Annotated in this window: 9 protein-coding genes; all 9 read left to right on the top strand. The window is 54.7% G+C overall.

What is annotated here, in order from left to right:
• The first annotated feature begins 20 nt into the window (after positions 1-20).
• The 9 genes from pyrH to rimP all read left to right on the top strand — a co-directional run bounded on the left by pyrH (position 21) and on the right by rimP (position 12,424).
• A complete protein-coding gene (gene pyrH / locus XYCOK13_RS07130) occupies positions 21-743 on the top strand; it encodes a UMP kinase (protein ID WP_213411199.1) in 723 nt (240 codons plus the stop codon).
• Between the two features lie 36 nt (positions 744-779).
• Complete coding sequence (frr, locus tag XYCOK13_RS07125; RefSeq protein WP_213411198.1) at positions 780-1,334, top strand: ribosome recycling factor; 555 nt, start codon at positions 780-782, stop codon at positions 1,332-1,334.
• Between the two features lie 74 nt (positions 1,335-1,408).
• Positions 1,409-2,179: an undecaprenyl pyrophosphate synthase gene (gene uppS / locus XYCOK13_RS07120; RefSeq protein ID WP_213411197.1), complete on the top strand. Its 771-nt coding sequence runs from the start codon at positions 1,409-1,411 to the stop codon at positions 2,177-2,179.
• Positions 2,180-2,206: 27 nt separating this feature from the next.
• Entirely contained in the window at positions 2,207-3,001 is a 795-nt protein-coding gene (locus XYCOK13_RS07115) for a phosphatidate cytidylyltransferase (RefSeq protein ID WP_213411196.1), read from the top strand.
• Positions 3,002-3,035: 34 nt separating this feature from the next.
• Positions 3,036-4,181 (top strand): 1-deoxy-D-xylulose-5-phosphate reductoisomerase, encoded by a 1,146-nt coding sequence (locus tag XYCOK13_RS07110; RefSeq protein WP_213411195.1) that lies wholly within the window; start codon positions 3,036-3,038, stop codon positions 4,179-4,181.
• A 126-nt stretch (positions 4,182-4,307) separates the two neighbouring features.
• Positions 4,308-5,546 carry an RIP metalloprotease RseP gene (rseP, locus tag XYCOK13_RS07105; RefSeq protein WP_213411355.1) on the top strand — a complete coding sequence of 413 codons (1,239 nt, stop codon included), beginning with the start codon at positions 4,308-4,310 and terminating at the stop codon, positions 5,544-5,546.
• A 64-nt stretch (positions 5,547-5,610) separates the two neighbouring features.
• On the top strand, positions 5,611-7,059 hold the full coding sequence (gene proS, locus XYCOK13_RS07100) for a proline--tRNA ligase (RefSeq protein WP_213411194.1): 1,449 nt from the start codon (positions 5,611-5,613) through the stop codon (positions 7,057-7,059).
• 458 nt (positions 7,060-7,517) lie between these two features.
• Positions 7,518-11,819 (top strand): PolC-type DNA polymerase III, encoded by a 4,302-nt coding sequence (locus XYCOK13_RS07095; RefSeq protein WP_213411193.1) that lies wholly within the window; start codon positions 7,518-7,520, stop codon positions 11,817-11,819.
• A 167-nt stretch (positions 11,820-11,986) separates the two neighbouring features.
• Positions 11,987-12,424: a ribosome maturation factor RimP gene (rimP, locus tag XYCOK13_RS07090; RefSeq protein WP_213411354.1), complete on the top strand. Its 438-nt coding sequence runs from the start codon at positions 11,987-11,989 to the stop codon at positions 12,422-12,424.
• Positions 12,425-12,443: the final 19 nt, after the last annotated feature.

Genomic DNA, 12,443 nt, shown 5'->3' with positions numbered 1-12,443 from the left:
GAGACATGGAGGTAGGGAATTTGGAACAGCCGAAATACAAACGCATTGTGCTGAAATTAAGCGGGGAAGCGTTAGCGGGAAATCTCGGCTACGGCATCGAAGCGGATACCATACATTCTATCGCCGGGCAAGTGAAGGAAGTCCATGCGCTTGGCATAGAGGTGGCCATAGTGGTAGGCGGCGGAAACATCTGGAGAGGCATAGCGGGCAGCTCGCAAGGCATTGACCGTGCAACAGCAGACTATATGGGAATGTTGGCAACGGTTATGAACTCGCTGGCTTTGCAGGATGCCTTGGAAAATATGGATGTCCCTACACGTGTGCAAACTTCCATCGAGATGCAGCAAGTGGCCGAGCCTTACATACGCAGACGGGCGATCCGCCATCTCGAGAAGGGACGAGTGGTGATCTTCGCTGCAGGCACAGGCAATCCGTTCTTTTCGACGGATACGACGGCAGCTTTGCGAGCAGCGGAAATCGAAGCAGAGGTCATTCTGATGGCCAAAAACAAAGTGGATGGCGTCTACACGGCCGATCCGTTCAAAGATCCGGAAGCGAAGAAGTTTGATACGCTTACCTATATGGACGTATTGAACCAAAACCTTGGCGTCATGGATGCAACTGCTTCCTCGCTGTGCAAGGATAATCATATTCCATTAATTGTATTCTCCATAACGGAAAAAGGTAACATTAAGCGCGTCGTCCTTGGCGAAACGATCGGAACGCTGATTGCTGACGCCTGATACGATCAAATTTTATACGCAGGGAGTGAATGTAATATGCCACAAGCGATCAAGAAAAATGCGGAAGAACGGATGGATAAAGCGATTCAGGCTTTGAAGAGAGAGTTGACTTCATTGCGTGCCGGACGGGCAACACCTGCGTTGCTGGACCGCATCCAGGTGGACTACTACGGTACGCAGACGCCTTTGAACCAGGTGGGCAGCATTACGACGCCGGACGCTCGCACGCTGATGATTCAGCCGTGGGATAAGTCTTCGCTAGGGGATATTGAGAAGGCGATTATGAAGTCTGATCTCGGGTTGACGCCAACGAACGACGGCTCTGTCATTCGCCTTACGATACCGGCACTGACGGAAGAACGTCGTGCGGAGCTCGTCAAGCTGACCCGCAAATACGGCGAGGAAGCAAAGGTAGCGATCCGCAACATTCGCCGTGACGCCAACGATGATATCAAAAAGCTGGAGAAAAGCGAGATTTCGGAAGACGAGTCCCGCCGCCACCAGGACGATGTTCAGAAGCTGACAGATAAATACACGGCAGAAGTGGATAAAGTGCTCGCTGCCAAGGAAAAGGAAATTTTGGAAGTATAATGCTTGTTCGATAAATCCCCTGCTGTTAGCGGGGGTTTATGCTTTGCTATCATCCGAAAGATGGGGGACGCGGGATGATCAAACGTCTGTTTCAATCAAAAGGGAGACCGGACGCAAAGGAACCGGCAGGCACATCCGTCGAGGCGGAGGGTGTACCGAAGCACGTGGCGATCATCATGGATGGCAACGGCCGTTGGGCCAGAGAGCACGGCCTGCCTCGGGTGGCAGGCCACCATACCGGCATGAACAACGTCCGGGAGATAACGATGGCTGCGGATCGTCTGGGTGTCAAGGTATTGACGTTATATGCGTTCTCCACGGAAAACTGGAAGCGCCCGAAGGATGAAGTCGACTACTTGATGAGCCTGCCGCAAGAATTTTTCCCAAAGATGATCGGGGAGCTTGAGGAGAAAAATGTGCAGGTGCGCATGATGGGCCATCGCGAGCTGCTGCCGGAGCAAACGCTGCAAACAGTGGAAGAAGCAGTCAAGCGTACGGAAAGCAATACAGGGCTTGTTCTAAACTTCGCCTTCAACTACGGCGGCCGCAAGGAGATCTTGCACAGTGTGCAGCGGCTGATGGAGGAAGCGGCATCAGGCGCTGTGCGTGCGGACCAGCTGGATGAAAGCTTGTTTCGCCAATATTTGCTCAGCGGCGATTTGCCGGACCCGGATTTGCTTATTCGCACAAGCGGCGAAATTCGCTTGAGCAATTTCATGCTGTGGCAGCTCGCTTATGCCGAGCTCTGGTTTACGGATGTATTTTGGCCTGACTTTACGGAAGAGCATTTTCAACGTGCCATACACGATTATCAGAAGCGCGTTCGGAGATACGGCGGATTGTAGAGTCAGCCGGAGACAGGGGGAATGGTCATGAAACAGCGATTTGTTACGGGAATACCGGCAGCTGTCGGCTTCCTGGCCGTGCTAGTGTTGGGAAACCTGTGGTTTGCCCTGTTAATGGCTGGGCTCTCCTTGATCGGGTATTATGAATTTTTGACAATCAATCGCATTCGTCGCTTCGGTCCTACCGCAATTACAGGCTTTGTCGGCATGTCGGTCATTATCCTGCAAGGGTTTCCGTTTGCCTTTCTGCCGAGCTATGACTGGATTGCGGTCGTATGGATTCTGCTTGCGGTTATGCTGTTCATTACCGTTGCAACGAAAAATCGCGAAACGATTGATCACGCCGCCTTGGGATTCCTTGGCGTGTTGTACATAGGCTTCGGATTTCATTATATGATGGTGACCCGATTGGAATATGGATTGGCGTTGACGATTCTCGTCTTTGGATGCGTATGGCTGTCTGACATTGGCGCTTATTTCGCTGGACGCGCCTTCGGCCGTACGAAATTGTGGCCGTCCATCAGCCCGAACAAGACGATAGAAGGAGCCATTGGCGGCATGGCGATGGCGATAGTGTTCGCTGTTTGCTGGTCGCTGGCGAGACCGGATGATCTTGCGCCGAGTACAGCGCTGCTGCTTGGCTTGGCAGCTGCGATAGCAGGGCAGAGCGGAGATTTAATCGAATCCGCCCTGAAACGGGTGCGTGATGTGAAGGACTCCGGCACGCTGCTGCCGGGGCATGGCGGGGTGCTGGATCGCGTGGACAGCTGGCTGCTTGTGTTCCCAATTGTCCATGTGCTGCAAATCCTTCCCGCCGTATAGCCGCAGCAGATGAAGGAAGGAGAGAGCATGCAGCATGAGTCGTCTAGTTATACTTGGATCTACCGGTTCCATCGGGACCCAGACACTGGATGTGGTGCGTCAGCATCCCGAGCTCTTCCAGATTGAGGCGCTTGCAGCCGGACACAATACAGAACGGTTGGCGGAGCAGATAGAGGAGTTCTGTCCCAAGCGGGTAGTTGTCGCGGATAAGGCCGCCGCAGACCGGCTGCGCTCTGAAGTGCGTCAGCCTGTGCAGGTTTCCTATGGGGAAGAGGCGCTGTTGGAAGCAGCGGCAGGAGGAGATGCCGACTATGTCGTAAGCGCCATGGTAGGCAGCATCGGCTTGAAGCCGACGCTGGCCGCTATCGAGGCTGGCCGCACCATTGGCCTGGCCAACAAGGAAACGCTGGTAACGGCAGGCCATATCGTAACCGAAAGGCTGCGCGCTTGCGGCGTGACGATGCTGCCAATCGATAGCGAGCACTCGGCCATCTATCAATGCTTGCAAGGGGAAGCGCGCAGCAGCGTTGCGGCGATTACGCTGACAGCTTCCGGCGGCTCCTTCCGTGACCGTACGAGGGATGAGCTGAAGGGTGTCACGGTAGAGGAAGCGCTGAATCATCCGAATTGGTCAATGGGGGCGAAAATTACGATCGATTCTGCGACTATGGTCAATAAGGGGCTTGAAGTCATCGAGGCCCATTGGTTGTTTCAGATGCCTTACGAGCAAATCAAGGTATTGATTCATCCGGAGAGCATCATACACTCCTTCGTGCAATTTGCGGATACGAGTGTCATTGCGCAGCTTGGCTTGCCGGATATGCGTGTGCCGATCCAATATGCGCTCAGTTATCCGGACCGCTTGCCGCTGGCCGCGGAGCAATTGGACTTGGCCGCACTGGGCAAGCTTCAGTTCAAAGAGATGGACTTCGCCCGCTTCCCTTGTCTGCGGATGGCCTATGAGAGCGGACGTGCGGGCGGCAGCATGCCGACTGTGTTCAATGCCGCGAACGAAGCGGCGGTGGCGCGGTTTTTGCGCGGAGAAATCGAGTTTTTGCACATTGAAACCATTATCGAACAAGTGCTGGCGAAGCATCAGCCGCAAGCTGAACCCGGGCTGGAAGCGATACTGGAAATTGATGCCTGGGCGAGAAGGCAGGCGGAAGCCGTCTCTTTTTGACATTCACTCATGAACAAGCCGGTTTGCTTGTATAATAGTAGGGGTCCATGTTAAGCTATTATCATCGATTTTTTGCGCAAAGGAAGTGACAGCTTGACGGCTGAAGGCATTTTGTTGACTGTGGTGATGTTTTTCCTGCTCGTCGGCATCCACGAATTCGGGCATTTCTACTTTGCCAAGCGGGCGGGCATTCTGGTTCGGGAATTTGCGATTGGCTTCGGTCCGAAGGTGTTCAGCTACAAGCGCAAGGAAACCCGGTATACGCTGCGCTTGCTGCCGATTGGCGGCTTTGTTCGCATGGCAGGCGAAGATCCGGAAATTGTGCAGATTAATCCGGGACATAGAGTGGCTGTCCGCATTGAAGACGGAAAGGTAACCCGCTTCTATACGGACGGCGTGGAAGGAAGGGCGGATTGTCTGGTCGGTACGGTCGAGCGAATCGACCTGGAGAAAGAGCTGGTTATGGAATGGGAGGTTGACGGCGAGCGCCAGATATGGCCGGTGCATGAGCAGGCCTCGATTGTCTCGAAGGGCATGGACATGCAGATTGCGCCGCTTGATCGCCAATTCGGCGGAAAAACCGTCGGTCAGCGCTCGATGGCGATCTTCGCCGGACCGATGATGAACTTTGTGCTTGCGTTCATCCTCTTTCTCACCGTCGTTTATATGACAGGCATTCCGAACGGGGAACCCACCACAACGGAAGTTATGAGCGTGGAGCAAAATTCGCCTGCGGATCGCGGGGGACTCGTCCAAGGAGATGTTATTGTAAGCGTCAATGGCGAAGAAATCGGCATCGACCGGGAACGGCTGATCAATCTGATCGAGCAAAATCCCGAGCAGACGATGGAATGGACGGTCTCGCGTGACGGGGAGAGCGTGACGCTGCAGGTGACACCCGCCAATGAAGGCGGCGTGGGCAAGGTTGGCATCGGCATTGGCTCGAATGTACCGACCCGAACGCCGAACGTATGGGAAGCGCTGGAGCGCTCAGCTGTCATTATGAAGGATTCGACCGTTGTCATATTCGATGGGCTGAAGCAGCTCGTCACGCTGCAATTGAAGCTGGATGACCTCGGCGGGCCTGTGCGCATTACGGAAGTAACGGGCGATGCGGTCAGCAGAGGCATGGACGTCTACGTATTCTGGGCCGGCATGCTCAGCTTATATTTGGGGATTTTCAATCTGCTTCCTTTTCCTGCGCTGGACGGCAGCCGGCTGCTGTTTCTCGGGCTGGAGGCGGTCAGGGGCAGGCCGGTCGACCCGAATCGCGAAAGCATGGTGCACTTCATCGGTTTCGCTTTGCTTATGCTGCTGATGATCGCGGTCACGTATAACGATATTTTGCGGTTGTTCCGCAGTTAATCACCGTTTGCATCGGGCTTGTTGCGCTAGCGGAGCGCTGCCGATGCTTTGGAGGAGATAGGTTATGTCGAAGGATAAGCAATTCGTCAAGGAGATTACGCCGCAGGGAGAGGACTTCTCCCGCTGGTACATAGATGTGATCAAGAAGGCCGATCTGATGGATTACTCGCCAGTGCGCGGCTGTATCGTATTCAAGCCTGAAGGCTATGAGATCTGGGAGCTGATGCAGCGCGAGCTGGATGCGAAGTTCAAGGAAACCGGCCATCGCAATGCCTATTTTCCGCTGTTCATACCGGAAAGCTTCTTCCAGAAGGAGAAGGAGCACGTCGAAGGCTTTAATCCAGAGCTTCCCTGGGTAACGGAGGCGGCCGGCGAAAAGCTGGAAGAGCGGCTGGCGATTCGTCCGACGTCCGAGACAATGATCGGTCATATGTATGCCAAGTGGATTCAGTCGTATAGGGATCTGCCGCTGCTGGTCAACCAGTGGGCGAACGTGGTCCGTTGGGAGAAACGTACGCTGCCTTTCCTGCGCACGAGCGAGTTTCTCTGGCAGGAAGGCCATACCGCTCACGAGACGGAAGAAGAAGCGCGGGAAGAGACAATGCGCATGCTGGACATCTACCGGGCGTTCGTCGAGGATTTCCTGAGCATTCCAGTTATCGTCGGCCAGAAGACGCCTTCCGAGAAGTTTGCCGGCGCCCGCGATACGTATTCAATCGAGGCGATGATGAAGGATGGCCGCGCTGTGCAGGCAGGCACCTCGCATTATATGGGCACGAACTTTGCAGAAGCGTTCGACATCAAGTTTCTGGACCGCGACAACCAGCTGCAGTTCGCCCATACAACGTCATGGGGCGTCAGCACCCGGCTGATCGGGGCGCTCATTATGGTGCATGGCGATGACCGGGGCTTGAATCTGCCGCCGAAGGTGGCGCCGACCCAACTGATCATGATTCCGATTGGCCCGGCGAAAACAAGAGAACAGGTTGTGGCCAAAGCGGACGAGCTGTATGCCGAGTTGAAGGCAGCAGGCATTCGGGTGCGGATAGACGACCGTACGGATCAAAGTCCGGGTTGGAAATTCAATGAGTATGAAATGCGCGGTGTGCCGCTTCGTCTGGAAATCGGTCCGCGCGACATGGAGAACGGACAAGTTGTGCTAGTCTCCCGCCATTCCGGTGAGAAGCGGATTGTCCAGCAGGACAGGCTGATCGAGGAAGTCCGGACGATGCTGGACGACATCCAGAAGCAGATGTACGAAGATGCCAAGTCCTTCATGCAGGACAACTTCAAGTCGGTGGACACTTTGGACGAGATGCGCGGCATGATGGAACAAAAGCGCGGATTCGTGCTGGCTGGCTGGTGCGGTTCGGATGCCTGCGAGCATACGGTGAAGGAAGAGACTGGGGCAACGAGCCGCAACATCCCGTTTGAAGTAAGCGAGCATAAGAGTCAGTGCCTCGTTTGCGAAGAGAATGCGAAGCATACGGTCGTATTCGCTCGCGCTTATTAAGCAGGAGAATGTCGATTTATATAGAAGTATGTAACCCACGAAAGTAAGAATAGCTTCGGAACGATATTGGTGGAACGAATAGTATGTGAGGCATAGGCAAGAGTGTGAAATGATTCTGGGGAAGCGGAGCGTCAGAATACCCACGAAAGTGATGCGCATCTTTGAAGCGGATGCAGGTACTTTCGCGGGGCCCGAAAAGACCATGTTTCCGGATTTCAACCCATATGATTCATCTAGGAAATCTGGAAACAACTGCGATCGGAAGAACATTTCACACGGCTGCCAATGGCTGCCTCGCCTTACTTTCAATTGTTCCGGCTCTATCATCCGATTCTTTCGCGGGGGCCGAAGGAAACGTTAGGGGCGAACCCCGTGTGCAAGCACGAGTGCGGTTCGCCCTTGCTATTTCGGTCCTTGGGAGAGGACAAAGAGAATCCAACAGTTTGGGGGACTTTGCTATGGACCGATCATCCGGAAAGCGCGAACGGTTCGAGCAATTGCTCGATCAAGTGCAGCTGTCGGCTGAGATGAAGATGAGCTACTTCCAGGAAGCCCGTCTGGAACGCGTCGAGGTCAGCCGGAAAAATCGATCCTGGACGTTTATATTCCAACTTCCGGGTCTTATACCCGCCGATGTGCTGATGGAATTCGACCAGAGGCTGAAGGATCGTTTTTCGCCGGTTGCTGCGGTAGATTGGCAAATCGCTTTTGCTGCGCACGTCGATGACCGCACCTTGATAGAAGAGTACTGGCCGATGTTTCTTCAGTGGCTGCAGCGTGAAGTAGTCAGTGTCAACGGCTGGATGACGAAGGCCAAGCTGGAAGTGAAAGGCGCAGTCATTCATCTGCAGATGCTGAACGAGACTGGCATTGAGATGGCTAGAAAAAAGCAGGTAGACATCTTGGTGAAACAGTACTTTGCCCAATATTTCGGCCGCAAAGTAACGGTCGTCTTCGAGCTGAATGATGCCGGTCGAGAAGAGTTCGACAAGCATGCGCAGAAAATCGTGGAAGAGGACCGGGCCTACGTCGAACAAGCGCTCGTGGCAACCGAGCCCGAGCCGGAAGATTCGGGTGATCCGGACGCCAAGCTCTCCTTCGGCTATGAGATCAAAGACCCTGCCGTGCCGATTGCCCAAATCCGCGACGAGGAGAAGAAGGCAGTGATTCAGGGAACTGTCTTCCAGCTGGACCGCAAGGAATTGCGGAATGGCAGCACGCTGTTTACCTTTTACTTGACCGATTTCACGGATTCGCTCGCTTGCAAGGTGTTCGCCAAGAGCAAGGAAGATGTGAAGGTGCTGTCCAAGCTGGCGAACGGCATGTGGGTGAAGGCGAAGGGGAAGGTGGAGTACGACCGCTTCCAGAATCCGCCGGAGCTCGGCATGATCCCGAATGATCTGCAAGAGATGATGGCGCCGCCGGAACGGAAAGATGAGGCAGAAGAAAAGCGCGTCGAGCTGCATCTGCATACGAACATGAGCACGATGGATGCCATTACGCCGATCGGCGAGTACGTTAAGCAGGCGAAGAAATGGGGACACAAGGCGATTGCCGTGACCGATCACGGCGGCGTGCAGTCGTTCCCGGAAGCGTACAAAGCTCAAAAAAAGCATGACATCAAAGTGATATATGGCGTCGAGGCGAACGTCGTGAATGACGCCGTGCCGATTGTAACCCGGCCTCGTCCGCAATCGCTGGAGGAAGCCGTATATGTTGTCTTCGATATTGAGACGACAGGGCTCTCGGTTACGGCGAACAAGATTATCGAGGTGGCCGGCGTAAAGATGCAGGGGGGCCAGGAGATCGAGCGGTTCGAGTCGTTCGTCAATCCGCATGAGAGCATCCCTTATCATATCTCGCAGTTGACCAATATTACCGATGATATGGTGCGGGACGCGCCTGAATTGAAGCCGGTGATGGAAAAGTTCGTCGCCTTTTGCGGCGATGCGGTGCTGGTAGCCCACAACGCCAATTTCGATATGGGCTTTATTCAGGAAAATTTGAAGCGGCTCGGCATGCCGCTGCTGGAGAATCCCGTGCTGGATACGCTGGAGCTGGCGCGGATGCTGTATCCGACCTTGAAAAATCACCGATTGAATACGCTGGCGGACAAGTGCAAGGTGAATCTGGAGAATCACCACCGTGCGGTAGACGATTCGGTTGCGCTTGGACTGATCCTCGTGCAGATGCTCAAGGACGCCGCCGAGGAAGGCTTTGCCGATCTCGCCCGCCTGAACGACCGGGTCGGACGGAATTGGCGCAACACCCGTCCGTTCCACTGCACGATCTATGCGTCCAATCAAACAGGCAAGAAAAATTTGTTCAAGCTTGTGTCGCTGTCGCATACTGAATACTTTCACAGGGTGCCCTGCATACCGAAGAGCAAGCTGGTAGAGCTGCGAGACGGCTTGCTGATCGCTTCCGGGTGCGAGAAGGGCGAATTTTTCGAGACAGTGCTGAACAAATCCGAGGAAGAAGCAGAAGAAATCGCGCAATTCTACGATGTGCTGGAAATTCAGCCTGCGGGCAACAATGCGCATCTGGTAGAAAAAGGCCTTGTCGGCAGCATGGCGCATCTGGAAGAAGCCAATCGCAAAGTGTGCGCGATCGGAGAGCGGCTGGGCAAGCCCGTTGTGGCGACAGGCAATGTCCATTACTTGCATCCGCGCGACAAGATATGCCGCGACATTACGATACACGGCATTACCGGCTTCAGCCCGCTGAAGGATATCCAGAAGCCGGATGTGCATTTCCGCACGACACAAGAGATGCTGCATGAATTCCGCCATCTGGGCGAGGACAAAGCATACGAAGTTGTCGTACGGAATACGAACGCGTTCGCCGATCAGATTGAAGTGATCGAAATGTTCCCGAGCACGCCGTTCTTCCCGGTGATCGAGGGAGCGGATGAGGAGATGCGCGAGACTTGCTACCGCACAGCGCGCGAGCTGTATGGCGACCCGATACCGGAGGTGGTCACCGATCGATTGGAGCGCGAGCTGGTGCCGATTACGAAAGCCGGCTTTGCCGCGCTGTATCTGATTTCCCAGCGGCTGGTCAAAAAATCGAACGAGGACGGTTATCTGGTTGGATCGCGGGGCTCCGTCGGTTCATCCGTTGTTGCGATGATGCTGGGCATCTCCGAGGTCAACCCGCTGCCGCCTCATTACTTGTGCCGCTCCTGCCAGCATTCCGAGTGGTTCACCGACGGCAGCATCCCGAGCGGCTTCGACCTGCCGAACAAGGAATGCCCGAAATGCGGCGCTGAGATGAGGGGCGACGGCCAGGACATCCCGTTCGAGACGTTCCTTGGCTTCAAGGGGGACAAGGTGCCGGATATTGACTTGAACTTTTCCGGCGAATACCAGCCGCATGCGCATAACTATACGAAGGTGCTCTTCGGCGAGAAGAACGTGTTCCGTGCCGGTACGATCGGAACAGTTGCCGAAAAAACGGCTTACGGGTACGTGAAAAAGTATGAAGAGGACAAGGGGCAATCGTGGCGTACGGCCGAGGTGCTGCGACTGGCAGGGGGATGCACCGGCGTCAAGCGCAGCACCGGCCAGCATCCCGGCGGCATCGTCGTAGTCCCGGATTATATTGAGGTGGAGGATATTACGCCTGTGCAGTATCCGGCGGACGATACGAGCGCGGATTGGAAGACGACGCACTTCGATTATCACGCCTTCGACGCCAATCTGTTGAAGCTCGATATTCTTGGGCACGATGACCCGACCATGATGCGGATGCTCCAGGACTTGACCGGAGTCGATCCGACGACGATCCCGATGAACGATCCCAAGGTGATGAGCTTGTTCAACTCGACCGATGCCCTTGGGGTTACGCCGGAACAAATTCGCACGCCGGTCGCAACTTACGGCATTCCCGAGATGGGGACGAAGTTCGTGCGCCAGATGCTGGAGGAGACGCAGCCTTCGACGTTCGCCGACTTGCTGCAAATCTCCGGTCTCTCGCACGGGACGGGCGTCTGGCTTGGCAACGCGCAGGAGCTGATCAAGAACGGCACCTGCACGATCAAGACCGTTATCGGCTGCCGGGACGACATTATGCTGTATCTGATATACAAAGCGGGGCTTGAAGCGGGACTAGCCTTCCAAATTACGGAGAGTGTGCGCAAGGGCAAGGGCTTGAAGGACGAATGGATTGAGATCATGAAGGAGCATAAGGTGCCGAAGTGGTATATCGACTCTTGCCTGCGCATCGAATACATGTTCCCGAAGGCACATGCTTCCGCTTATGTAATCTCTGCGGTGCGGACCGCCTATTTCAAATTGTATTATCCGATTGCCTACTATGCGACGTACTTCTCCGTTCGGGCGGAGGACTTCGATGTGGACCTGTTCTGCCGCGGTTATGACGCGATTCTGAAGCAGCTGCAGGAAATCGAAGCGAAAGGTTTTCAGGCGACGGCCAAGGAGAAGAGCATGATCTCGATTTTGGAGATGGGGCTGGAGATGACGGCCCGCGGCTTTTCGTTCAAGGGCATCGACCTGTATCGCTCCGATGCGGTTCGCTTCCAGGTCGACGGCGATGCCTTGATTCCGCCGTTCTCGGCCATTCAAGGGGTAGGGGAGAACGCAGCGCGCAATATTGCGGCCGCTCGCGAAGGCGGGGAGTTCCTGTCGATTGAGGACTTCCAGCAGCGCTCAAAGGCGACGAAGACGGTCGTGGAAATCCTGACCGGACTTGGCTGCTTCCGCGGCCTGCCGGAATCGAACCAATTATCCCTGTTCTGACCTGCTTGTAAGATAATCGCAATCATGATATACTAGTAAATGGTACATTCCGATAAGTCACGGTCCGTTAAGAGTGGGGAAACCCACTCTTAACTTTTTGCCCGGGAAACGGTGTACATATTATCGCAGAAAGGAGCAATCCCCAAGTGAAGAAAGGCATACCAAGTATGGTGGAAGAAATGCTGTCGCCTTTTTTGCGGGATAACGGCTTCGAATTGGTGGATGTTGAATACGTCAAGGAAGGCAGCAACCGTTTCTTGCGCGTGTTTGTTGATAAAGAAGGCGGCATTGACATTGATGAGTGCGGCCGAATCAGCGAATATTTAAGCAGCAAGCTGGACGAAACCGATCCCATCGAAGAGGCCTATTTCCTTGAAGTTTCCTCGCCGGGTGCAGAACGTCCGCTGAAGAAGCCGGAGGATTTCGAGCGTGCGGTCGGGAAGCACGTGCTTATTACGACTTACGAGCCGCTGGACGGCTTGAAGGAGTTTGAAGGAACGCTTGAGGCTTACGACGGCGTTACCTTATCGGTGCGCACGCCCAAGAAAATCTATGCGATTCCCGTAGAGAAAGCAGCCGGCGCCAGACTCGCGATCGCATTTTGACCATGCAAGCTGCTTGGAT

This window comes from Xylanibacillus composti, assembly GCF_018403685.1.
Lineage (GTDB): Bacteria > Bacillota > Bacilli > Paenibacillales > K13 > Xylanibacillus > Xylanibacillus composti.
This window is presented reverse-complemented; position numbering and strand designations above follow the sequence as displayed.